Below are 21,576 nucleotides of genomic sequence, written 5' to 3'. Positions count from 1 at the left end.
AGGCTGCTCCGATCGCTCCGCCGGAGTGCTGGATGATCTCAGCGGGTTCCACGGCCACCTCTTAGTACTTCAGCAGGCTGACGTCGTCGACCGACGCGGACCTGCGGGTTCGGAAGATCGTCACGATGATGGCCAGGCCGATGACCACCTCGGCGGCGGCCACGATCATCACGAAGAACGCGATGAGCTGGCCGTCGAGGTTGCCGTTCTGCCGGGCGAAGGTGACGAACGCCAGGTTGCAGGCGTTGAGCATGAGCTCGACGCACATGAACACCACGATGGCGTTGCGCCGTACGAGCACGCCGACGCCGCCGATGGCGAACAGCAGCGCGGAGAGCACCAGGTAGTGCGTGGTCACTTGCCGTCCTCCTCGCTCAGGGACTCCGTCACGGACTCACCACGCGGGCGGACGACCCGGCCCGCCACGACACCCTCTTCTTCCATCGGCTCGGTGTCGGGGCCGCCGTCCCTGGCCTCGTCGGCCACGGTGGGCGTGCTGTGGCCGTTCGCGTGCAGCGCGGCCTCCTCCTGCTCCAGCACCCGGGCGACCTCGGGGGACAGGATCCCCTGGGACTCCTCATAGCGGGCGATGTAGCGGTTGACCGACAGCGGCGCGACCGTCCCGTCGGGCAGCAGCGCCGGCATGTCGATGGCGTTGTGCCGGGCGTAGGTGCCGGGGCCGGGCAGCGGCGCCGGGTTCTTGCCCGTCTTGCCGAAGGCGACGAAGCGCTGCCGCGACAGGTCCTTCTGGGTCGGCCTGGCCTCGGCGCGCTCGCGGTGCGCGAGCACCATCGCGCCGAGCGCCGCGGTGATCAGCAGCGCCGAGGTGACCTCGAAGGCGAACACGTGGCGCGTGAAGATCAGCTCGGCCAGGGAGGGCACGTTGCCCGCCTGCGTGGCGGCGGCCAGGCCCTTGGCGGAGCCGACGACCGCGTTGCCGATCCCGGCGGCGAGCAGGACGGCGAAGCCGAGCCCGCCCACGATGGCCCAGAACCGCTGGCCCCTGATCGTCTCCACGAGGGAGTCGGACGAGTCCACGCCCACGAGCATGAGCACGAACAGGAACAGCATCATGACCGCGCCGGTGTAGACGATGATCTGCACCGCCGCCAGGAACGGAGCGTCCTGGACCGCGTACAGCACCGCCAGCGAGAGCATGACGACGCCGAGCATGAGGGCCGAGTAGACGGCCCTGCGGCTGAAGACGAGTCCGAGCGCGGCGATCACGGAGATGACCGCGAGCACCCAGAACGTGATGGACTCACCCATTGCTTCGACCCAACCGGTAGTAGTCCTCTTCGGTCTCGCCGAGGCGCATCGGGTGGGGCGGCTGCTCCATGCCCGGTCCGAGCGGCGCGAGGAGCATCTCCTTGGTGTAGATCAACGACTCGCGGCTGGAGTCGGCGAGCTCGTACTCGTTGGTCATCGTGAGCGCCCGGGTGGGGCACGCCTCGATGCACAGCCCGCAGAGAATGCAGCGCAGGTAGTTGATCTGGTAGACGCGGCCGTACCTCTCACCCGGCGAGAAACGCTCCTCGTCGGTGTTGTCGCCGCCCTCGACGTAGATGGCGTCCGCCGGGCAGGCCCAGGCGCACAGCTCGCACCCGACGCACTTCTCCAGTCCGTCGGGCCACCGGTTCAGCTGGTGCCGTCCGTGGAAGCGCGGCGCGGTGGGCCGCTTCTCCTCCGGATATTGAACGGTTACCGGCTTCTTGAACATGTGGTGGAAGGTGACGCCGAATCCCTTGATCGGGTTCAGCCAATCAGTTGCTCCCACTGGTCACCTCCTTGGCGGCGTCGGAGTTGAGACGCGCGGCGGGCACGACTCCGTGGTAGTGCGGGGCGTCGAGCGGCGGCACCGGGAACCCGCCCGCGACGGGCTCCTCGCGAAGCTGCTCGAACTCCTCCTCGATCGCGGCGGCCTTGGCCTCCCTGCGGCGCTGGTTGACGGTGTCGAACCGCAGCCAGATCGCGAAGGCCCCGATGATGACGACCGCGCCGATGGTCAGGATGATCGCCCGGTCGGCCTCGGGCATCCGCAGCGCCTTGAAGGTGGCGGCCAGCAGGATCCAGGCCAGGTTGACCGGGATCAGCACCTTCCACCCGAAGGCCATGAGCTGGTCGTACCGGACCCGCGGCAGCGAGGCGCGGACCCAGACGAAGAAGCCGAACGCGATGACCAGCTTGATGAAGAACCACAGCATCGGCCACCAGCCGGTGTTCGCGCCGTCCCACAGGGAGATCGGCCACGGTGCCCGCCAGCCGCCGAAGAACAGCGTGATCGCCATCGCCGAGACCGTGAAGACGTTCACATACTCGGCGAGCATGAACATCGCGAACTTCAGCGAGGAGGCGTACTCGGTGTGGAAGCCGCCGACCAGCTCGCCCTCGCCTTCGGGGAGGTCGAAGGGCACGCGGTTCGTCTCGCCCAGCATCGTGATCGCGTAGATCAGGAAGGACGGGATCAGCGAGACCACATACCAGGACGGCGCCGGGATCGACAGCCCGAAGATGTCCCAGGTGCCGCCGCTCGCCTGCTTCGCCACGATCTCCGAGGTGGACAGCGTGCCCGCCTGGAGGAACACCGCGACGAACGACAGGCCCATCGCGATCTCGTACGACACGACCTGGGCGCTGGAGCGCAGGCCGCCGAGGATCGCGTACGGCGACCGGGAGCCCCACCCGGCGAGCACGATGCCGTAGACGCCGATGGAGGCGGTGGCGAGGACCAGCAGCACCGCGACCGGCAGGTCGGTGAGCTGCAGCGGCGTCTTGTGGCCGAACATCCACACCATCGGCCCGAACGGCACGACGGAGAAGGCCAGGAAGGCCGGGACGGCGATGATGACCGGGGCAAGGAAGTAGATCACCTTGTCCACGGTGCGGGGCATGATGTCTTCCTTCAGGCCCATCTTCAGGCCGTCGGCCACCGTCTGGAGCAGGCCGAACTTACCTGCGCGGTTGGGGCCGTAGCGGTGCTGCATGCGCGAGATGAGCTTGCGCTCGGTCCACACGCCCATCAGCACGCCCAGCATCAGGAACACGAAGATCGCGACGGCCTTGATGATGCTGATCCACAGGGGATCGTGGCCGAAGTCGCTCAGCGTGGGTCCGGGGTTGTTCACGAGACGCTCCCGATCGTTACGACGTCTCCGGCGACCGCGCGCAGGTCGCGCGTGACCGACAGGCCGGCGGAGTTGGACGGCAGCCACACGACCCGGTCGGGCAGGTCCGCGATCCGCACCGGGACGACCACGTCGTCACCGATGGTGATCTTCCCGCCGTCCACCGCGCCGATCTCCGCCGCGGTGGCCTCCGACAGCAGCGCCGCCACCGTGCGGGCGGTCCCCGCGAGGTAGGGCTCGCCGTCCTGCATGCGGCCGTCGTCGAGCAGCAGGTGCCAGGTCGCCAGCACGGCCTCGCCCGCCTGCGGCTCCCTGACCGGGCGGCCGGTGACCATCGGCGCGACCGGGCGGGTGCCCTTCCAGGCGCCGAGCGCGGCCATCTCGCGGCGGGCGGCCGCGGGGTCGGGCAGGCCCAGGTGGACGTCCATCTGGTCGGCGATCGAGGCGATGGCGCGCAGGTCGCTCATCAGCCCGGGGACGGCGGTGGCCACGCCGAACGAGCGGCCCCTGCCCTCCCAGTCGACGAACGTGCCGGACTTCTCGGCGACCGCGGCGACCGGCAGGACCACGTCGGCCCGGTCGGTGACCGCGCTGGCGCGGATCTCCAGGCTGACGATGAACGGCGTGTTCTCCAGCGCCGCCAGCGCCTTGGCCGGGTCGGGCAGGTCGTAGGGGTCCACACCCGCGACGACCAGCGCGTCCAGCTCCTCGTTCAGCGCGGCATCGATGATGCCGGCCGTGTCGCGGCCGGGCGCGTCGGGCAGCGAGGCGACGCCCCACACCCGGGCGACCTCCGCGCGGGCGCTCTCGTCGTCGGCCGGACGGCCGATCGGCAGCAGCCCCGGCAGGGCGCCCGCCTCAAGGGCGCCGCGCTCACCGGCCCGGCGCGGCACCCAGGCGAGCCTGGCGCCGGTGGCCTGCGTGAGCCGTACGAGCGCCGACAGGGCGCCGGGGGCGGTGGCGAGCCGCTCACCGGCGAGGACGATCGCGCCCTCGGGCAGCAGGTCGCCGCCGATGAGGTCGCCGAGCGCCTCGGCCTCGCCGCCGGGCAGCGTGCGGATCAGCGTGCCCTTCATCTTGGCCAGGCCCGGCGTGGCGAACGGCGCGAGCGCGTAGACCTTCAGGCCCCGCTTGCGCGCCGCCTTGCGCAGGCGCAGGAAGACGATCGGCGACTCCTCCTCGGGCTCGAACCCGGCGAGGAGCACGGCCGGGGCCGTCTCCAGGTCGGCGTACGAGACCTCGATGCCCTTGCCTGCCACGGCGTGGGCGAGGAACCGCGTCTCCTCCTCGGAGTGCGGGCGGGCCCGGAAGTCGATGTCGTTGGTGCCGAGGGCGATCCTGGCGAACTTGCTGTAGGCGTAGGCGTCCTCGACCGTGAGCCGCCCGCCGACCAGCACGCCGGCCTTGCCGCGGGCTCGCAGCAGGCCCTCGGCGGCGACGGCCAGCGCGTCCGGCCAGGAGGTCGGGACGAGCTTGCCGCTCTCGTCGCGCACCAGCGGGGAGCGCAGACGGTCGGGCTGAGTGGCGTAGGTGAAGGCCCAGCGGCCCTTGTCGCAGTTCCACTCCTCGTTGACCTGCGGGTCGTCCCCGGCCAGGCGGCGGGTGACCTTGCCGCGGCGGTGGTCGGTGCGCAGCGAGCAGCCCGACGCGCAGTGCTCGCACGCGCTCGGCGTGGAGACCAGGTCGAACGGGCGGGAGCGGAACCGGTAGGCCGCGCCGGTCAGCGCGCCCACCGGGCAGATCTGGATGGTGTTGCCCGAGAAGTAGGACTGGAACGGCTCGCCGTCGGCGACGCCCACCTGCTCCTTGGCCCCGCGCTCGAAGAAGTCGATGAGCGGGTCACCGGCGATCTGCTCGGAGAAGCGGATGCAGCGCGCGCACTGGATGCAGCGCTCGCGGTCGAGCAGCACCTCGGTCGACAGCGGCACCGGCTTCTCGAACGTGCGCTTCTGCTCGACGAACCGGCTCTCGCCCTGGCCGTTCGACATGGCCTGGTTCTGCAGGGGGCACTCGCCGCCCTTGTCGCAGACCGGGCAGTCGAGCGGGTGGTTCAGCAGCAGCATCTCCATCACGCCGCGCTGGGCCTTCTCGGCCACCGGCGAGGTGAGCTGCGTCTTGACCACCATGCCCTCGGCGACCTCGATCGCGCAGGACGGCTGCGGCTTGGGGAAGCCGCGGCCGTTGCCCGCGTCGGGGATGTCGACCAGGCACTGGCGGCAGTTGGCCGCCGGCGAGAGCAGCGGGTGGTCGCAGAACCGGGGGATCTGGATCCCCAGCAGCTCCGCGGCCCGGATGATCAGGGTGCCCTTGGGCACGCTGATCTGGAAGCCGTCGATGGTCAGGGTGACCATGTCCACGACCGGCTGCTCCGGCTGCGTCGTCTGAACTGTCACTTGGACCCCCACACCGTGGAAGCGGCGGGATCGAACGGGCAGCCGCCGATCTCGAAGTGCTTGAGGTATTCGTCGCGGAACTGCTTCACCGACGAGTGGATCGGGCTCGTCGCGCCGTCACCGAGGGCGCAGAACGAACGGCCGAGGATGTTGTCGGCGATGTCGGTGATCGTGGCCAGGTCCTCCTCGGAGCCCTGGCCCTTCTCCAGCCGCTTGAGCACCTGCTTGAGCCAGTAGGTGCCCTCACGGCACGGCGTGCACTTGCCGCAGGACTCGTGCGCGTAGAACTCGGTCCAGCGCAGGACGGCCCGCACCACGCAGGTCGTCTCGTCGAAGATCTGCAGCGCGCGGGTGCCCAGCATCGAGCCCTTGGCCCCGACCGACTCGAAGTCGAGCGGCACGTCGAGGTGCTCGGCCGTGAAGATCGGCGTCGAGGAGCCTCCCGGCGTCCAGAACTTCAGCTCGTGGCCCTCGCGGATGCCGCCCGCCATCTCCAGCAGCTCGCGCAGCGTGATGCCCAGCGGGGCCTCGTACTGGCCCGGCCGGGTCACGTGGCCCGACAGCGAGAAGATGCCGAAGCCCTTGGACTTCTCGGTGCCCATCCCGGCGAACCAGTCGGCGCCGTTGGCGATGATGCTCGGCACGCTCGCGATCGACTCGACGTTGTTGACCACGGTCGGCGAGGCGTACAGACCGGCGACCGCCGGGAACGGCGGCTTGAGCCGGGGCTGGCCGCGGTAGCCCTCCAGCGAGTCGAGCAGCGCGGTCTCCTCACCGCAGATGTACGCCCCGGCGCCGCTGTGGACGACGAGTTCGAGGTCGTAGCCCGAGCCGAAGATGTCGGTCCCGAGGTAGCCCTTCTCGTACGCCTCCCGGACCGCGGCCTGCACCCGGCGGATGACGTGGACCACCTCGCCGCGGATGTAGATGAACGCGTGGTTGGCCCGGATGGCGTAGGACGCGATGATCACGCCCTCGACCAGCGCGTGCGGGTTGGCCATCATGAGCGGGATGTCCTTGCAGGTCCCCGGCTCGGACTCGTCGGCGTTGACCACGAGGTAGTGGGGCTTGCCGTCGCCCTGCGGGATGAAGCCCCACTTCATGCCGGTCGGGAATCCCGCGCCGCCACGGCCACGCAGGCCGGAGTCCTTCACCGCCTGGATGACGGCGTCGGGGTCCATGCCCAGGGCCTTCCTGGCGGCCGTGTACTCGCCGTACCCGTCGAGGGTGAACGAGTTCGCCTGGTCCCAGTTCCGGGTGAGAACCGGAGTCAGCGTTGTCATCGGTCGCTCACCGCTCCTCGTTCGCTGCGCGGGCCGCTCGTGCCTCGCGGACCGCTCCGCTCACTGCGCCGGGTTCTCTCCGCGTGGTCATTCCGTGCTCCCCTCGGCCTTGGGGGCCTCCCAGCCGTTGGCCTTGGCGATCTTCAGGCCCTCCAGCGACGGGCCCGCGGCCGACGGGCCGTCACCGGCCTGGCCGTCGGGCAGCCCGGCGAGGACCCGGGAGGCCTCCTTGAACGTGCACAGCCGGCGCGGGCCGCGCGTGGGCGCGACCTCCTTGCCCGCGCGCAGGTCGTCGACGAGCTGCTTGGCCGACTCCGGGGTCTGGTTGTCGAAGAACTCCCAGTTGACCATCATGACCGGCGCGAAGTCGCAGGCGGCGTTGCACTCCAGCCGCTCCAGCGTGATCTTGCCGTCGGCGGTGGTCTCGTCGTGTCCGACGCCCACGTGCTCGCTGAGCTCTTCCCAGATCTGGTCGCCGCCCATGACCGCGCACAGCGTGTTGATGCAGACGCCGACGTTGTACTCGCCGGCCGGCTCGCGCTTGTACATGGTGTAGAAGGTCGCCACGCCGACGACCTCGGCCTTGGACAGGCCCAGCATCTCGGCGCAGAACTCCTGGCCGTCATCGGAGACGTAGCCGTCCACCGACTGCACCAGGTGCAGCAGCGGCAGCAGAGCCGAACGCGGCCGGGGGTAGCGGCCGATGATCTCCTTGGCGTCCGTCTCCAGACGCTCACGGACCTCAGGCGAGTACGTCATCGGTCCACACCTCCCATGACCGGGTCGATCGAGGCGACCGCGGAGATGACGTCGGCGACCATGCCGCCCTCGCACGTCGCGGGCACCGCCTGCAGGTTCGTGAACGACGGGTCGCGGAAGTGGACCCGGTAGGGCCGGGTGCCGCCGTCGCTGACCACGTGCGCGCCGAGCTCGCCGCGCGGCGACTCGACCGAGGCGTACGCCTGCCCCGCCGGCACCCGGAAGCCCTCGGTCACCAGCTTGAAGTGGTGGATCAGGGCCTCCATCGAGCTGCCCATGATGTGGGCGATGTGGTCGGGGGAGTTTCCGAGGCCGTCGGGGCCGAGCGCGAGCTGCGACGGCCAGCCGATCTTCTTGTCCTCGATCATCACCGGGCCGCCCTTGAGCGGGCCGGACAGCCGGTCGAGCGCCTGCTCGATGATCTTGAGGGACTCCTCCATCTCGGCCATGCGGACGAGGTAGCGGCCGTACACGTCGCAGGTGTTCTGCGTCGGCACGTCGAACTCGTACGTCTCGTAGCCGCAGTAGGGCTGCGACTTGCGCAGGTCCCACGGCAGGCCGGCGGCGCGGAGCATGGGCCCGGTGACGCCGAGCGCCATGCAGCCGGTCAGGTCGAGGTAGGCCACGTCCTTGGTGCGCCGGGTGTAGACCGGGTTGGCGTCGAGGAGCTTGCGCATCTCCTTGATCCGCCCCGGCATGATCTTGAGGAACTCACCGATCTTGTCGACCGCGCCGGCCGGCAGGTCGACGCTGACGCCGCCCGGCCGGACGTACGCCATGTTCATCCGCAGACCGGTGATGTACTCCATCAGGTCGAGCACCATCTCGCGCTCGCGGAAGCCGAACAGCATCGGCGTGGTCGCGCCCAGCTCCATGCCGAACGTCGCGATCGCGACCAGGTGCGAGGAGATCCGGGTGAGCTCCATCGTCAGGACCCGGATGGCCTGCGCCCGGTCCGGGATCCTGTCGGTGATCCCCAGAAGCTTCTCGACGCCCATGCAGTAGGCGGTCTCGTTGAAGATCGGCGCGAGATAGTCCATGCGGGTGACGAACGTGACCCCCTGGGTCCACGTCCGGAACTCCATGTTCTTCTCGATGCCGGTGTGCAGGTAGCCGATCACCGTGCGGGCCTCGGTCACGGTCTCGCCGTCGAGGGTCAGCACGAGCCGGAGCACGCCGTGGGTCGACGGGTGCTGCGGGCCCATGTTGACGACCAGGCGCTCGTCGGCCGACTCGCTGACGGTCTTGACCAGCTCGTCCCAGTCCTGACCGGCGACGTCGTAGATCCGGCCCTGAGTCTCGGTGGCGGTCTCGGTGGTGCTCACGACGCTCTCCTCGCTGCCCTCGTCCACTCGTGCAGGTCGCCGCGGATGCTCACGAGTACGACCTCCTCCGGTCCGGCGCGGGGACCTCGGCGCCGCGGTATTCCACCGGGATTCCGCCGAGCGGGTAGTCCTTGCGCTGGGGGTGCCCCTCCCAGTCGTCCGGCATCTCGATCCGGGTCAGCGCCGGGTGGCCGTCGAAGACGATTCCGAAGAAGTCGTACGTCTCGCGCTCGTGCCAGTCGTGCGTGGGGTAGACCTGAACCGTGGAGGGGATGTGCGGGTCGGCGTCGGGGCAGGAGACCTCCACCCGGATGCGCCGATTGTGCGTGATGGAGCACAGGTGGTAGACGGCGTGCAGCTCCGCACCGGTCTCCTCGGGGTAGTGCACGCCCGAGACGCCCAGCGACAGCTCGAACCGCAGCGCGGCGTCGTCGCGCAGGTGCCGCATCACCTCGGTCAGGCGCTCGCGCCGAACGTGGAAGGTGATCTCACCGCGGTCGACGACCACGCGCTCGATGGCGTCGGCGAAGGCCGGCTCCAGCGCGTCGGCCACGTCGTCGAAGTACGACCCGTACGGCCGGCTGCTGGACAGCTTCGGCGGACGGCGGACGACGAGGCGGTTGTAACCGGAGGTGTCGCCGCTGTCCTTGACGCCGAACATGCCCTTGCGGGCGACGGGCTCCTCGGGCAGCCCGGGCAGGTTCTCGGTGGTCACTTCCCGGCCCCCTGGTCGATCAGCGGCAGCGTGCGCAGCGCCTGGAGCTCCAGCTCCTCGATCTGCTTCTCGCGGTGCGCGCCGAACTTCATGTTCTGGATCTTGTCGTGCAGCTTCACGATGGCGTCGATCAGCATCTCCGGGCGCGGCGGGCAGCCGGGCAGGTAGATGTCGACCGGCACCACGTGGTCCACGCCCTGCACGATGGCGTAGTTGTTGAACATGCCGCCGCTGGACGCGCACACGCCCATCGCGATGACCCACTTGGGCTCGGCCATCTGGTCGTAGATCTGGCGGAGGACCGGCGCCATCTTCTGCGACAGCCGGCCGGCCACGATCATCAGGTCCGCCTGCCGCGGCGACGCGGAGGCACGCTCCATGCCGAAACGAGCCAGGTCGTGCTTCGGGCCACCGGTGGCCATCAGCTCGATGGCGCAGCAGGCGAGGCCGAAGGTCGCAGGCCAGACGGAGTTCTTCCGGGCCCACCCGGCCACCTGCTCGACGGTGGTGAGGACGAACCCGCTCGGGAGTTTCTCTTCAAGACCCATGGCTAATCCCAATCGAGGCCGCGACGCCGCCACACATAGGCGTACGCCACGAGAACGGTGACGATGAACAGCACCATCTCGACGAGCCCGAACACGCCGAGTTTGTCGAAGGCCACCGCCCACGGATAGAGGAAGATGATCTCGATGTCGAACACGATGAACAGCATCGCGGTGATCATGTACTTCAGCGGGAAGCGGCCGCCGCCGACCGGCTGCGGAGTGGGCTCGATGCCGCACTCGTAGGCATCCAGTTTCGCGCGGTTCCAGCGCTTCGGCCCGGTGAAGGGCGCGATGCTCACGGAGAACACGGCGAATCCCGCCGCGAGGACCGCGAGCACCACGATCGGCACATACAGCTCCATGGCTACATGTCCTCGCTTACTCGGTGAATATTGGCGATCACGACAATGCCGGAGAGCGCGGCGGGCCGCACGGCCGTCTTCGGGGCCGGCGGCGATGTGCGCGTCGTCTCGTGGGTTTCGGTCATGCGGGTTCGCGTCATACGGGTTCGCGTCATGCTGGCTTCGGTCATGATGGCGGAGCCACCTTCGACAGGGCGTTGATTATCCGGTCGGAGACGTCGCCCCGCCGGTCTGTGAGATTAGCGAGCAACTTGAAGGCGAATCTCATCAGGGTGGGGTGCGGCATCCCGTGCCGGGTGGCGAAGCTCATCACTCCCGGCCTCCCGATCGCCTCGACGAACAGGCGACCGAGGGTGAAGTATCCCCCATGGGCGTCTTTGAGGATACGCGGATAGGCGAGTAATACGCGCTCACGCTGGGCGGGCGTCGGCCGGGACAGCGCCTGGACGATCACCTCGGCGGCGGTCCTGCCGGTCTCCATGGCGTACGCGATGCCCTCGCCGTTGAACGGGTTGATCGACCCGCCGGCGTCGCCCACCAGCACCAGCCCGCGGGTGTAGTGCGGCTGCCGGTTGAAGCCCATCGGCAGCGCCGCGCCCCTGATCGGGCCCGTCATGTTCTCCTCGGTGAAGCCCCACTCCTCGGGAGTGTTCTTCATCCAGCGCCGCAGCAGGTCGCGGTAGTCGATGTTCTTGAACGCCTCGCTGGTGTTCAGCAGGCCGAGACCGACGTTCGAGGTGCCGTCGCCGACGGGGAAGATCCAGCCGTAACCGGGGAGCAGCCGGTCGCCGTCCCACAGTTCGAGCCACGTCTCCAGGTAGTCGTCGTCGTGGCGGGGGCTCTTGTAGTAGGTGCGCACCGCCACGCCCATCGGGCGGTCCTCGCGCTTGTGCAGGCCCATCGCGAGCGACAGCCGGGTCGAGTTGCCGTCGGCCGCCACCACGAGCCGCGAGCGGTAGGACACCTCCTCGCCGTCCGCCTTGGCCGTCACGCCCACGACGTGGCCGCTGCGCTCGTCGAGCAGCGGGCCTGAAACGTTCACGCCCTCGCGCAGCCGTACGCCGGCGGCCTCGGCGTGCCTGGCGAGGATCTGGTCGAAGTCGGCGCGGGTGCGGACGAGGCCGAAGTCGGGGTAACTCGACAGCTCGGGCCAGTCGAGTTCGAGCCGCACGCCGCCGCCGTAGACGCGCAGCCCCTTGTTCCTGGCCCAGCCGGGCGCGTCGATGTCGACGCCCATGGCGACGAGTTCCTTGACCGCCCGCGGGGTCAGCCCGTCACCGCAGACCTTCTCGCGCGGGAAGCGCGTCTTCTCGAGAAGCAGCACGTCAAGACCGGCGCGGGCGAGATGGAAAGCCGTCGTCGCACCCGCGGGACCCGCACCGACGACGATGACGTCGGCGTCGACATCTGTCCGCGTCACGCGGGCTTGCTCGCTCACGGGGGACCTATCCGTTCCAGGGAAGGAAGGCCTCGAATTGGTTTAGACCTTCGTGCCTTTGTGAACAACTTCACAAACTGTCGCGCCGCAGTCTAACCCCTTCCCGGCGCCCAGCGTCAGAGGGGTATGGCCAAGCCCCCCTCATTACGCTTTGACCGCCCGATGCAGGGCCACGATGCCGAGCGTGAGGTTGCGCCAGGCCACCTTCCGCCAGCCGGCCTCCTGGATGATCGCCGCCAGCGCCTCCTGGCCGGGCCAGGCCTGGATCGACTCGGCGAGGTACTCGTAGGACTCGGGGTTCGAGCTGACCATGCGGGCCACCGGCGGCAGCAGCTTCATCAGATACTGCGAGTAGACCAGGTCGAACGACTTCGGCGTCGGCCGGGAGAACTCGCAGATCACCAGCCTGCCGCCCGGGCGGGTCACCCGCAGCATCTCGCCCAGCGCCTGCGCGGTGTCGGCCACGTTGCGCAGGCCGAAGGAGATCGTCACCGCGTCGAACGTCTCGTCGCGGAACGGCAGGCGCAGCGCGTCGCCCGCGACGAACGTCACCCCGCGCACGCCCCCGCCGTACAGGCCGGAGCCGCCGCGCCGCTCGACGCCGGTGCGGAGCATGCCCAGCGAGAAGTCGCACGCGATCGCCCGCGCCCCGAGCGCGGTGAACGCGTCGGTCGAGGTGCCGGTGCCCGCGGCGAGGTCGAGGACCAGCTCGCCGGGCCCGGCGTCGATCGCCGCCGCGGTGGCTTTCCGCCACAGGCGGTCCTGGCCGAGCGAGAGGACGTCGTTGACCAGGTCGTAGCGCCGGGCCGTGCGATCGAACATCGCGGCGACCTCGTGCGGCTGCTTGTCCAGCGATGCGCGCGTCATGCTCCAAAGCCTAGGCCGCGAAGGGCGTGACCCCTCACCGCCGCCACCGGATGAGCGGAACGTAGTTCATCGATTACGCTACGTCTGCTAGAAATTGAGGAATGCGCGTCACCACCGCACTGCTCCCAGTCGCATCGCTCGTCACCTGCGCCGCGGTCTTCCCCACCGTCCCGGCGTCCGCGGGGACGCCGCAGCCCCGCGTGGTCTCGGAGAACCCGGTCAACACCACCCCGCACGTGCTGGACGGCATCGTCAACGCGTTCGCGCTGGTCGGCCGCACCGTCATCGTCGGCGGCGAGTTCACCAAGGTCCGCGAGGCCAAGGGCGGGGAGGACCTGCCGCGGGCCAACATCTTCGCGTTCGACCTCTACACCGGGCGCGTCCTGCGCGGCTTCGCGCCGGACCTCGACGGGCCGGTGGCCGCGCTGGCCGCCGGCCCGGACAACACGGTCTACGTGGGCGGCGGGTTCGGCGCTCCCGAACGGGCCCTGGTCCGCCTCCACGTGGCGGACGGCGATCCCGTCGAGGAGTTCTCCGCCCCCGCCTACGGCGGGAAGGTCACCAGCCTCGTACGGCTGGGCGACGCGCTCTACGTCGGCGGCGACTTCAGCAGGATCGGCCGCAGCCCGCGCACCGCGCTGGCCCGTGTGAACGCCGAGACCGGCGAGGTGGACCCCACGTTCACCGTCACGCCCGGCGACGGGCGCCGCGGCGATCCCCGGATCTACGCGATGGCGGCCGTCCGCGACCGCTTAGTGGTGGACGGCAGGTTCTCCACGCTCGACGGCCTGCGCCGCCCGCAGCTCGGCGTGATCGATCTCACGACCGGACGGGTGGCCGACTGGCGCACCGAGGCGTACGCCCCGGCGTGCAAGGCGGACTTCCCGTCGTACGTGCGGGGGCTCGACCTGTCTCCGGACGGGCGCTACTTCGTGGTCGTCACCACGGGCGGGCCGGCGCGCGGCACCACGAAGCTGTGCGACTCCGCCGCGAGGTTCGAGACGTACGCGAAGGGCGAGGCGATCCGTCCGACCTGGGTGAACCTGACCGGAGGGGACTCCCTCTACGCGGTCGCGGTCACGGGATCCGCCGTCTACGTGGGCGGACACCAACGCTGGCTGGACAACCCGAAGGGCGCCGACACGGCGGGCCCGGGGGCGGTCAGCAGGCCCGGCATCGGGGCCATCCACCCCGTCACGGGCAAGGCGCTGCGCTGGAACCCCACGCGGGAAAGGGGAATCGGGGTAAAGGCCTTCCTGACCGTAAAGACAGGTCTTTTGGTGGGAAGCGACACGACGGAGCTCGGGCATGAGTACCATGCCCGCGTCGGCATGTTCCCGGCGACCTAGTTCTTCCCCGTCTCCCGCCGTTTCGCGGCGATGCGCTCGCTCACCGCGTCGCGCTGTTTGGTCAGCAGCACGTAGCTGGCCAGGCCGCTGACCAGGACCGCGAGCAGGAGCAGAGGGAGCGACCGCAGGCCGACGAGATACAGGACGCCGAGGGCCACGGCGAACAGGCCGAGGCGCGAAAGGGTGTAAACGACAACCGGATGCACAGCGTCGAGGTTACGTCACTCTCACGACGCGCCGGTCTCTCTTCGCATCTGCTGCGGGCACTGCTAGTGTTCACAACAAGGCGCTTTTGTAAAGAAACACCCATGAGCGCCCCAAAGAGGCTCTATCATATAACAATCGGGCACTGAGCCGGTAACAACCCGTGATCTTCTCCGAAAACCACGGATAAATCAGGCTTCGCTCGGCACACTGGTTACCTGTCCGCCCGCTGCAGGACGCGGGACGCGAGGGGGAGAGATTGTGGAGAGTAGCAGCGAGCGACTGCTGACTCCTGGAGAGGTTGCCGCTCTCTTCAGGGTCGACCCGAAGACCGTGACCCGTTGGGCCGCGGCCGGGCGCATCAGCAGCATCCGTACCCCCGGGGGGCACAGGCGGTTCCGTGAATCGGAAGTGCACGCCCTCCTTCGTGGTGAGGACGTCCTCACGGCCGAACGGCCGAACGGCGACTCCCCGCGAGTCTGACGCAGTACCAGCACCAGGTGATCCTGCGCGCTACCCGGACGCCGCAGGGTCACCGGAGTCAGCCCCATGTCGAGTCTGCGTCCCGGCTTGTCCTGCTCCCTTGCCGGGATCGTCAGTCCTGCTCCGCCTTGAAGGCCAGGAACGCCTGCTCAAGCGCCTCGTCACCCTCACGCCAGCGGCGTCGCCGCTCGGCGTCCTCTTCTTCGGTGATCGACTCCGCCAGCCAGCGTTCGTAGTCCGGCTCTCCCGGCGCGACCTCGACGTACGCGTTGCCGATGAGGCGCCCGTCATCGGTGGTGAGCGACCTGGGCACGCGCAGCGTGCCGTCCCCGAGCCGGATCACGTACATCCGAATCACCTAGATTCCGTAACGCCGGTTGAAGAAGAGCATGACGTTGAGGGCGGTCCTCGTGTCGCCCCCCAGCATGTCGACAAGGGCCGGACGCTGCCGGGACGCGATCGCCGCGAACGCGTCGGCGAAGAACTCCTTGCGCCCCAGGCCGCCGGGCTGCCGGTGGAACGACGACGCGAACAGCGGCAGGCACTCCTCGTAGAGCGCCACGAACTCGGGAGAGTCCGAGACCCACTCTCCCGGACCGGAGTCCACGTCGTCCAGCGCATGTCCGACTTCGTGCATCATCACGTCGGGCGTGGGCGACGGCCGGTCCCCCACCACGATCTTGCGGTCGCCGTACGCGCCGGCGCAGATGTCCCAGGTGGCCCGTCCCGACGGCAGCGGCGCGCCGCGCAGGTAGCCCATGTCGTCCAGGTCGGGCACCCCGCCGCGCCCGACGTAGATGCCTTCGAGCCCGATGGCGAGCTTGGTCTTGAGCTGCTCGGGCAGGCGCGCCAGGCTGTCCACGGCCCGTACGGCGTCGGCCGAGGGCGGCCCTTCGGCCGCGTCCCACTCGCGGTGCAGGATGCGCTCAAGCGGCCCGCAGTGCCGCCTGCCGTCCCGCAGGTCCGGCGCGTCGGGAGGGTGGGGCGCGGCGCGCGTCGGGAGGTCGTCGAGCTCGAAGTCCTGCCAGACGTACTGCGGCCGGTCGTCCGCCACCGGCGCCGTCACGGTGCCGACCCGCTCGACCGGACGCTCCGGCGGCCAGCCGGGCCAGTCGGGCCAGTCGGCGCCCCACGCGGTGTCTCGCTGGGCCTCCCACGGCGTCTCCCGCTGTGTCTCCCGCTGTGTCTCCCACGGGGCCTCCCACGGGGCGCGGCGGGCCTGGGGCCACTCCGCCGTACGGTCGGCGGCTCGGTCGGCGGCTCGGTCGGCGGGGCGTTCCGGAAGGTCACCACGGCGGTGGGAGGACCAGTAGGGCCCCCGCTGCCACCACCGCGACCCCCGCCGGTGGCGGCCCCTGTCGCCCGGCTCCGCCATCGCACCCCTCTGTCAGGCTCCGCGTTCCCGGCATGCCGTGTACCGGTCCACCGTACGATGCCGGGCTGTCCTCGTCACCCCAAAGGCCGACACGATCAGTCGCCGGTATGGCTTACCGTGTGGGCATGCCTAGCGTGATTATCGGCCTGGCGCTGCTTGCCCTCTGGCTTTACTGCCTGTTCGACGTGATCACGACCCCCGAGGAGGACGTCCGCAACCTCCCCAAGTTCATGTGGGTCCTCATCGTGGTCTTCCTGGCGGATGTCGGCGCGCTGACCTGGCTCCTCGTGGGCCGCCCCCGTGCCCGCTACGCCATGTACGCGGCCGGCGGAGGCCAGTGGGAGCGGCCCCACAGCGGCGAGGCGCCCCGCGGCCCCGACGACGACCCCGAGTTCCTGCGCAGCCTTGAGCGGCGCCTGCGCGACGAGGACTGAGTCCCCCTCCCCCAGACGCCTCCTCCCCCGGGCGCCGCCCGTCTCAGTTGGGCACGTCGGCGTAGGAGTGCAGTCCCGAGAAGAAGATGTTCACGCCGATGAGGTTGAACAGCAGGCAGCCGAAGGCAACCAGCGAGACGATCATCGCGGCCTTGCCGCGCCACCCGGCCGTCGCCCGGGCGTGGAGGTAGGCGGCGTAGACGACCCACGTGACGAACGCCCACACCTCCTTGGGGTCCCAGCCCCAGTAGCGGCCCCAGGCCCGGTCGGCCCACAGCGCGCCGGCGATGACGGCGAAGGTCCAGATCGGGAACGAGATGACGATCGCGCGGTGCGCGACGCGCTCCAGGCTCTCCCTGCTCGGCAGCACCGACGGCCGCCCGTCCCTGCGGATCAGGTAGAGGATCGCGCAGACGCCCGCCAGGATGAACAGCCCGCTGGCCACGATCGCCGCCGTGACGTGGATCGCGATCCAGTACGAGTGCAGCGCGGGCATCACCGGACCCGCCTGGACGTGCAGGAACAGCACCGCGAAGCCCAGCCCGAGCGCCGAGGTCACGGTCACGAACGCGCCGAGGAAGCGGATCGGCTGGCGGATCAGCAGCACGAGGAACGCGGTGACGGCGGCGAAGCAGATGGCCACCACGAACTCGTACATGTTGGCCCACGGCCAGCGGTCGACGGCGATGCCGCGGGTGAGGATGCCGGCGAGGTGGCCGGCCCACGCGATCCAGGTGAGGACCACGGCGAACGATCCCGCGCGGACCGCCCACGCGGCCGGCTGCGGGCCCGCCGCCTCCGTCGTCTCCTCGGGCAGGGCGGGGCCGCCCGCGCCGACGAGCTGACGCCGGCGTTCGGCCACGACCGTACGGGTCCGGCCGAAGGCGAGATCCAGCGCGAAGCAGATCATCGCGCCGAGATACAGCAGGACGGTGACCAGGATGAGCTGGTCGCTCAGCGTGGCCAGACTCTCATTGACATCGGCGGGCATCACTCACTCCTCGTCCGGGCGGGCGCCCGGCGCAGCGTTTCCGGTGGGCGCGTCCGGCGCGACGTGCCCGGTGCCTGCGGGCTCGTCCGGCTCGCCGCCCCGGTCACCGGTGGACGGATCACCACCCTGGTCATGGGCGGGCTGGTCGCCGCGCAGGGCGGTGACGATCTGGGCGAACTCCTCGGCGAAGGCCGCGCCGCCGCCTTCGGTGCGGGTCAGTCCTCCGACCGTGACCTTGCCGTCCTTCACCCGCACCCAGACGCGGCGGCGGCGGATCGTGAGGGACAGCACGAGCCCGATCACCGCGGCGGCGGCCGCGAGCAGGGCGGGCTCCCGGCCCGGGTCGTAGGTGATCTGGAGGCTGATCCACTCCTTGACGCCGGTGAACTGGATCTTCCCGGCACCGTCGGCGAGCTCCTTGGTCTCGCCCACGTTGAGCGGGGTCGGCTGGGCCGACATCGTGCCGAGCGGCTTCAGGTTCGTGGTGTCGAGCTGATACACCGACTGTGGCTGCCCCGACTTCAGGCCGAGGTCGCCGCCGAACGGGAAGATCTGCACCGTGGGGTTGGCGGCGCCGGGGAAGACCGACACCCAGGCGTTGCCGTTCGGCACGGTCGTGGGCAGGAAGCGCACCAGGAACCCGAGCTGGGTCGGCTGGGCGTCCGGCACCTTGATCACGCACTCGGACGTGTACGTGGCCTGGTCGTCGGCCAGGCACGGCACCGGGCCGTCGTAGGCCACCTGGCCCTTGCCGTCGGTCACCCGGAACGTGGGGGCGTAGCCGTGCCCGATCAGGTAGGTCAGCGTGCCGTTCACGTCCAGGGGGTCGTTGACCTTGAGGTCCACGTCACGCGGGCGGGACGTCGGCGAGTCCTGCACGCTCAGCTTGGCGAGGTAGTCGAGCGGCTGGCCCTGCTTCTCCCCGGCGGCCACGTAGCTCGCCTGGAAGTCCTTGAGGGTGAAGGAGAACGGCTCCAGCGACTCGGCGGTGACCCGGCTGCCGGGCATGAAACGGTCGTAGGCCGCGACGGCGTTGGAGAAGCCGTCGCCCTCCACGACCAGCACGTTGCCGCGGTAGCCGAACAGGCCTCCGGCGCCGATGGCGAACAGCAGCGCGAGCAGCGCGACATGGAACAGGAGGTTGCCGGTCTCGCGGAGGTAGCCCTTCTCCGCCGACACCCAGCCGTCGCCGGTGACCACCCGGAAGCGCCTGCGCCGGAGCGCGGCGGCGGCCTGCTCCAGGGTGAGCCCGCCCTCGAACGCCTCGCTGTGCGGCAGGCGCAGGAGGTTGCGCGGCGCGGCGGGCGGACGGCGCCGGATCTCCTTGAGATGCGTCAGCGCGCGCGGGAACACGCAGCCGGCCAGCGAGATGAACAGCAGCAGGTAGATCGCGGCGAACCAGGGCGAGCTGAAGACGTCGAACAGCCAGAACCGGTCGAGCCACTTGGCCTGGGTCGGGTTGTCCTTGAAATACTCCGCGACCCTGCTCGGGTCGACGCCGCGCTGCGGATAGATGGACCCGGGCACCGAGCCGAGCGCGAACAGGAACAGCAGGATCAGGGCCGTGCGCATCGAGGTGAGCGTGCGCCAGGCCCAGCGCATCCAGCCGACGGGGCCCAGGCCGGCGGGCCTGGCCCGCTCCCGCGTCTCCTTCTGCCGGGCCTCCACCGCGGTCTCGTCGTGCACGGTCTCGTCGTGCACGGTCTCGTCGCGTACGGTCTCGTCGTGCACGGCGGAGGCGAGGTCGTCGGGGGCGCTCATCAGATCACCGGCCTGAAGCCGCCGACCCACACCTGCAGGTGGGCGATGATCTCCGACCACTGCCCTGTCACGAGCAGCACACCGACGGCCACGAGCATCGCACCGCCCACCTTGGTGATCAGCGGGGTGTGGCGGCGGACCGCCTTGAACGTGTGGAGCGCCTTGCGGTAGGCCAGCCCCGCCACCACGAACGGCAGGCCGAGGCCCAGGGCGTACGCGAAGGCGAGGGCGGCGCCGCGCAGCGCGCTGCCCTGGTTCACCGAGAGCGTCATCACCACCGCCAGCGTCGGGCCGATGCACGGCGTCCAGCCGAGGCCGAAGACGACCCCGAGCAGCGGGGCCGTCGCGATCCCGGCCGCGGGCAGCCGATGGATGCGCACGTCACGCTGGAGGCCGGGAACGATCCCCACGAAGGCCAGCCCGAGGACGATCGTCACCACGCCGAGGACCCTGGTGATCACGTCGGCGTTGCCGTGCAGCGCCGCGCCGAGGCTGCCGAACAGCGCGCCTCCGAGCACGAACACGGCCGCGAACCCGAGCACGAAGAGCGCGCTGCCGAGCACCATCCGGCTCCGCTTCGGGTCGCCGCTCATGCCCGTGACGTACGACAGGTAGCCGGGCACCAGCGGCAGCACGCACGGCGAGACGAACGACACGAGCCCGGCCGCCGCCGCGATCGGCGCGGCCAGCAGCAGCGACCCGGTCGCGACCGTGCTGCCGATGTCACTCATCGGTCACCTTGGTGACGGCCTTGAGCAGGTCGTCGTACTTGACCGCACCGAGCGCGCGGGCGGCGATGCGGCCCTGCGCGTCGATGATCAACGTGGAGGGGATGGCGGCGGGCGGCACCGTGCCCTGGAACTGCAGCAGCACCTTGCCGCTCTGGTCGTAGATGCTCGGATAGCCGGGCTCGACCGAGCGGTCGTACGCCTGGGCGGACGCCTTGAGGTCCTTGAAGTTGACGCCGAGGAAATCCACGCCCTTGGACTTGGTGCTCGCCGCGATGTCCTTGAGCACGGGGGCCTCGGCGCGGCAGGGTGCGCACCAGGAGGCCCAGAAGTTCAGCACGTGGACCTTGCCTGCGGCCAGCGTGGCGGTGCCGCCGTCGAGGGTCTGCCCCTCGATCACGGGCGCCTTGTGACGCTGCGCGGCGTCGAAGAACTCGACGCGGCCGTCCCCCGGGATGAAGCGCGTGTCGCCGGAGCGGGGCTGGGCGGCCTGGCCGCCCGCGCACCCGGCGAGGGCCGTCGCCGCCACGGCCGCGGCGACGAGCGCCGTCAGGCGCTTGGCGGTGGCGCGGCCGGCGGTCACGCTGTTGGCTGGCAGGCGCTTGGCGGACACGGGAGGAGGATCTCCTTGTACTACAACCGGTAGAGCTGTAAGCCTACCGAGCGCCACGGGTGCCTCGTTCTCCGGGTCACACACCGGGGACGGATCGCGATCCGGGGGTCTCCTCGTCCTCCGAGCCCGCCTGAAGGGCCTCGGGAAGCACCTCGTCGGCCTTGTCGAACAGCGCCGCCTCGCCCTGCGGCGGCGCACCGGCCCGCAGCAGCGCCCCGGCGGGCTCGCTGTAGCCGACGCTCATGAGCCGGTCGCCCTCGAAGGTCAGGCTGGTGAGGCTGGCGAGCGCGCACTGACGGCGGCGGGGGTCGTGCCACAGCCGCCTGCCCTCGGCCGCCAGCCGGATGATCCAGATGGGCAGCTGGTGGCTGACGAGCAGTGCCTCGTGGCCGCGCGCCGCCGCCCGCGCGTCGTCGATGACCGCCTTCATGCGCGCCACGACCTCGGTGTACGGCTCGCCCCACGACGGACGGAACGGGTTCCTGAAGTGGCGGTAGGAGCGAAGGTCGCGGAAGACGTTGTCGCTCCCGGCCATCCGCAGGCCCTCGAAGACGTTGCCCGCCTCGATCAGCCGCTCGTCGATCGCCACCTCCAGGCCCAGGGCCCGGGCGGACGGCGCCGCGGTCTCCTGGGCGCGCTCCATGGGCGAGCTCCACAGCGCGACGATGTCCCTGCCCTCGACGGCCTTGGCGACCACCTCGGCCATCCTGCGGCCGGTCTCGGACAGGTGGTAGCCGGGCAGCCTGCCGTACAGGACCCCACGGGGATTGTGAACCTCACCGTGCCGGAGCAGGTGAACGATGGTCATCTCTGTCATGACCTG

At 70.1% G+C, this 21,576-nt stretch carries 25 protein-coding genes; 3 read left to right on the top strand and 22 right to left on the bottom strand.

Translation table 11 applies throughout. From position 1 onward, the window contains the following. Nucleotides 1-61: 61 nt before the first annotated feature. The 14 genes from nuoK to HCK04_RS15065 form a co-directional block, all read right to left on the bottom strand. Complete coding sequence (gene nuoK, locus HCK04_RS15130) at nucleotides 62-358, bottom strand: NADH-quinone oxidoreductase subunit NuoK (protein ID WP_030506864.1); 297 nt, start codon at nucleotides 356-358, stop codon at nucleotides 62-64. Next, nucleotides 355-1,269, bottom strand: coding sequence for an NADH-quinone oxidoreductase subunit J (locus tag HCK04_RS15125; RefSeq protein WP_142647967.1), 915 nt, complete (start codon nucleotides 1,267-1,269; stop codon nucleotides 355-357). Before HCK04_RS15125 ends, nuoK begins: the two co-directional genes overlap by 4 nt. Next, nucleotides 1,262-1,777 (bottom strand): NADH-quinone oxidoreductase subunit NuoI, encoded by a 516-nt coding sequence (gene nuoI / locus HCK04_RS15120; protein WP_142563318.1) that lies wholly within the window; start codon nucleotides 1,775-1,777, stop codon nucleotides 1,262-1,264. The genes HCK04_RS15125 and nuoI overlap by 8 nt, the downstream gene beginning before the upstream one ends. Beyond that, complete coding sequence (gene nuoH / locus HCK04_RS15115; protein ID WP_142647966.1) at nucleotides 1,764-3,125, bottom strand: NADH-quinone oxidoreductase subunit NuoH; 1,362 nt, start codon at nucleotides 3,123-3,125, stop codon at nucleotides 1,764-1,766. The genes nuoI and nuoH overlap by 14 nt, the downstream gene beginning before the upstream one ends. After that, entirely contained in the window at nucleotides 3,122-5,518 is a 2,397-nt protein-coding gene (locus tag HCK04_RS15110) for an NADH-quinone oxidoreductase subunit G (protein WP_142647965.1), read from the bottom strand. The genes nuoH and HCK04_RS15110 overlap by 4 nt, the downstream gene beginning before the upstream one ends. Beyond that, the gene (gene nuoF / locus HCK04_RS15105; protein ID WP_142647964.1) at nucleotides 5,515-6,801 is read right to left on the bottom strand and encodes an NADH-quinone oxidoreductase subunit NuoF; all 1,287 of its coding nucleotides are present in this window, start codon (nucleotides 6,799-6,801) and stop codon (nucleotides 5,515-5,517) included. Before nuoF ends, HCK04_RS15110 begins: the two co-directional genes overlap by 4 nt. A gap of 87 nt (nucleotides 6,802-6,888) precedes the next feature. Beyond that, nucleotides 6,889-7,560, bottom strand: a complete 672-nt coding sequence (nuoE, locus tag HCK04_RS15100; RefSeq protein WP_142647963.1) for an NADH-quinone oxidoreductase subunit NuoE — start codon at nucleotides 7,558-7,560, stop codon at nucleotides 6,889-6,891. Next, nucleotides 7,557-8,846, bottom strand: coding sequence for an NADH-quinone oxidoreductase subunit D (locus HCK04_RS15095; protein ID WP_221889919.1), 1,290 nt, complete (start codon nucleotides 8,844-8,846; stop codon nucleotides 7,557-7,559). Before HCK04_RS15095 ends, nuoE begins: the two co-directional genes overlap by 4 nt. A gap of 88 nt (nucleotides 8,847-8,934) precedes the next feature. Then, nucleotides 8,935-9,600: an NADH-quinone oxidoreductase subunit C gene (locus HCK04_RS15090; RefSeq protein WP_142647961.1), complete on the bottom strand. Its 666-nt coding sequence runs from the start codon at nucleotides 9,598-9,600 to the stop codon at nucleotides 8,935-8,937. Then, nucleotides 9,597-10,148: an NADH-quinone oxidoreductase subunit B gene (locus HCK04_RS15085; protein WP_079315518.1), complete on the bottom strand. Its 552-nt coding sequence runs from the start codon at nucleotides 10,146-10,148 to the stop codon at nucleotides 9,597-9,599. The genes HCK04_RS15090 and HCK04_RS15085 overlap by 4 nt, the downstream gene beginning before the upstream one ends. 2 nt (nucleotides 10,149-10,150) lie before the next feature. Then, a complete protein-coding gene (locus HCK04_RS15080) occupies nucleotides 10,151-10,510 on the bottom strand; it encodes an NADH-quinone oxidoreductase subunit A (RefSeq protein ID WP_079315519.1) in 360 nt (119 codons plus the stop codon). A gap of 2 nt (nucleotides 10,511-10,512) precedes the next feature. Next, entirely contained in the window at nucleotides 10,513-10,680 is a 168-nt protein-coding gene (locus HCK04_RS15075) for a hypothetical protein (RefSeq protein ID WP_168065952.1), read from the bottom strand. Next, a complete protein-coding gene (locus HCK04_RS15070; protein ID WP_260617269.1) occupies nucleotides 10,677-11,930 on the bottom strand; it encodes a geranylgeranyl reductase family protein in 1,254 nt (417 codons plus the stop codon). The genes HCK04_RS15075 and HCK04_RS15070 overlap by 4 nt, the downstream gene beginning before the upstream one ends. Nucleotides 11,931-12,092: 162 nt before the next feature. Beyond that, entirely contained in the window at nucleotides 12,093-12,815 is a 723-nt protein-coding gene (locus tag HCK04_RS15065; RefSeq protein ID WP_142647959.1) for a demethylmenaquinone methyltransferase, read from the bottom strand. Nucleotides 12,816-12,916: 101 nt separating this feature from the next. Here HCK04_RS15065 and HCK04_RS15060 point away from each other — a divergent pair, with 101 nt between their 5' ends. Then, the gene (locus tag HCK04_RS15060) at nucleotides 12,917-14,164 is read left to right on the top strand and encodes a delta-60 repeat domain-containing protein (protein WP_142647958.1); all 1,248 of its coding nucleotides are present in this window, start codon (nucleotides 12,917-12,919) and stop codon (nucleotides 14,162-14,164) included. Here HCK04_RS15060 and HCK04_RS15055 read toward each other — a convergent pair. Then, nucleotides 14,161-14,370, bottom strand: coding sequence for a DUF4229 domain-containing protein (locus HCK04_RS15055; protein ID WP_142647957.1), 210 nt, complete (start codon nucleotides 14,368-14,370; stop codon nucleotides 14,161-14,163). The two genes, HCK04_RS15060 and HCK04_RS15055, sit on opposite strands and share 4 nt — an antisense overlap. A gap of 259 nt (nucleotides 14,371-14,629) precedes the next feature. On the opposite strand from HCK04_RS15055, the gene HCK04_RS15050 reads away from it, so the two are divergent. Continuing rightward, a complete protein-coding gene (locus HCK04_RS15050) occupies nucleotides 14,630-14,851 on the top strand; it encodes a BldC family transcriptional regulator (RefSeq protein WP_079315524.1) in 222 nt (73 codons plus the stop codon). A 112-nt stretch (nucleotides 14,852-14,963) separates the two neighbouring features. On the opposite strand, the gene HCK04_RS15045 is transcribed toward HCK04_RS15050, so the two are convergent. Continuing rightward, nucleotides 14,964-15,200, bottom strand: coding sequence for a hypothetical protein (locus HCK04_RS15045; protein WP_142647956.1), 237 nt, complete (start codon nucleotides 15,198-15,200; stop codon nucleotides 14,964-14,966). A gap of 9 nt (nucleotides 15,201-15,209) precedes the next feature. Beyond that, entirely contained in the window at nucleotides 15,210-16,226 is a 1,017-nt protein-coding gene (locus HCK04_RS15040) for a hypothetical protein (protein WP_168065950.1), read from the bottom strand. 125 nt (nucleotides 16,227-16,351) lie between these two features. On the opposite strand from HCK04_RS15040, the gene HCK04_RS15035 reads away from it, so the two are divergent. After that, nucleotides 16,352-16,660 (top strand): PLD nuclease N-terminal domain-containing protein, encoded by a 309-nt coding sequence (locus HCK04_RS15035; RefSeq protein ID WP_168065948.1) that lies wholly within the window; start codon nucleotides 16,352-16,354, stop codon nucleotides 16,658-16,660. Between the two features lie 43 nt (nucleotides 16,661-16,703). Here the strand turns inward: HCK04_RS15035 and ccsA are convergent, their stop codons facing one another. From ccsA to HCK04_RS15010, 5 genes are all read right to left on the bottom strand, one after another. Then, nucleotides 16,704-17,651: a cytochrome c biogenesis protein CcsA gene (gene ccsA / locus HCK04_RS15030; RefSeq protein WP_142647954.1), complete on the bottom strand. Its 948-nt coding sequence runs from the start codon at nucleotides 17,649-17,651 to the stop codon at nucleotides 16,704-16,706. A 3-nt stretch (nucleotides 17,652-17,654) separates the two neighbouring features. Further along, nucleotides 17,655-19,412 (bottom strand): cytochrome c biogenesis protein ResB, encoded by a 1,758-nt coding sequence (locus HCK04_RS15025; protein WP_142647953.1) that lies wholly within the window; start codon nucleotides 19,410-19,412, stop codon nucleotides 17,655-17,657. Then, a complete protein-coding gene (locus HCK04_RS15020; protein WP_142616239.1) occupies nucleotides 19,412-20,143 on the bottom strand; it encodes a cytochrome c biogenesis protein CcdA in 732 nt (243 codons plus the stop codon). Before HCK04_RS15020 ends, HCK04_RS15025 begins: the two co-directional genes overlap by 1 nt. After that, a complete protein-coding gene (locus tag HCK04_RS15015; RefSeq protein WP_260617268.1) occupies nucleotides 20,136-20,753 on the bottom strand; it encodes a TlpA disulfide reductase family protein in 618 nt (205 codons plus the stop codon). Before HCK04_RS15015 ends, HCK04_RS15020 begins: the two co-directional genes overlap by 8 nt. A 76-nt stretch (nucleotides 20,754-20,829) precedes the next feature. Further along, entirely contained in the window at nucleotides 20,830-21,570 is a 741-nt protein-coding gene (locus HCK04_RS15010) for a histidine phosphatase family protein (protein ID WP_142647952.1), read from the bottom strand. Nucleotides 21,571-21,576 lie beyond the last annotated feature (6 nt).

The sequence above is a fragment of the Microbispora sp. CL1-1 genome (assembly GCF_012034195.1).
In the GTDB taxonomy this organism is placed as follows: domain Bacteria; phylum Actinomycetota; class Actinomycetes; order Streptosporangiales; family Streptosporangiaceae; genus Microbispora.
This window is presented reverse-complemented; position numbering and strand designations above follow the sequence as displayed.

Coding starts and splice junctions, on each gene's coding strand:
- HCK04_RS15125 (WP_142647967.1), bottom strand. CDS start 1,269: ATGGGTGAGTCCATCACGTTCTGGGTGCTCGCGGTCATCTCCGTGATC.
- nuoF (WP_142647964.1), bottom strand. CDS start 6,801: ATGACAACGCTGACTCCGGTTCTCACCCGGAACTGGGACCAGGCGAAC.
- nuoE (WP_142647963.1), bottom strand. CDS start 7,560: ATGACGTACTCGCCTGAGGTCCGTGAGCGTCTGGAGACGGACGCCAAG.
- HCK04_RS15085 (WP_079315518.1), bottom strand. CDS start 10,148: ATGGGTCTTGAAGAGAAACTCCCGAGCGGGTTCGTCCTCACCACCGTC.
- HCK04_RS15080 (WP_079315519.1), bottom strand. CDS start 10,510: ATGGAGCTGTATGTGCCGATCGTGGTGCTCGCGGTCCTCGCGGCGGGA.
- HCK04_RS15075 (WP_168065952.1), bottom strand. CDS start 10,680: ATGACCGAAGCCAGCATGACGCGAACCCGTATGACGCGAACCCGCATG.
- HCK04_RS15065 (WP_142647959.1), bottom strand. CDS start 12,815: ATGACGCGCGCATCGCTGGACAAGCAGCCGCACGAGGTCGCCGCGATG.
- HCK04_RS15060 (WP_142647958.1), top strand. CDS start 12,917: ATGCGCGTCACCACCGCACTGCTCCCAGTCGCATCGCTCGTCACCTGC.
- HCK04_RS15045 (WP_142647956.1), bottom strand. CDS start 15,200: ATGTACGTGATCCGGCTCGGGGACGGCACGCTGCGCGTGCCCAGGTCG.
- HCK04_RS15040 (WP_168065950.1), bottom strand. CDS start 16,226: ATGGCGGAGCCGGGCGACAGGGGCCGCCACCGGCGGGGGTCGCGGTGG.
- HCK04_RS15035 (WP_168065948.1), top strand. CDS start 16,352: ATGCCTAGCGTGATTATCGGCCTGGCGCTGCTTGCCCTCTGGCTTTAC.
- ccsA (WP_142647954.1), bottom strand. CDS start 17,651: ATGCCCGCCGATGTCAATGAGAGTCTGGCCACGCTGAGCGACCAGCTC.
- HCK04_RS15025 (WP_142647953.1), bottom strand. CDS start 19,412: ATGAGCGCCCCCGACGACCTCGCCTCCGCCGTGCACGACGAGACCGTA.
- HCK04_RS15020 (WP_142616239.1), bottom strand. CDS start 20,143: ATGAGTGACATCGGCAGCACGGTCGCGACCGGGTCGCTGCTGCTGGCC.
- HCK04_RS15010 (WP_142647952.1), bottom strand. CDS start 21,570: ATGACAGAGATGACCATCGTTCACCTGCTCCGGCACGGTGAGGTTCAC.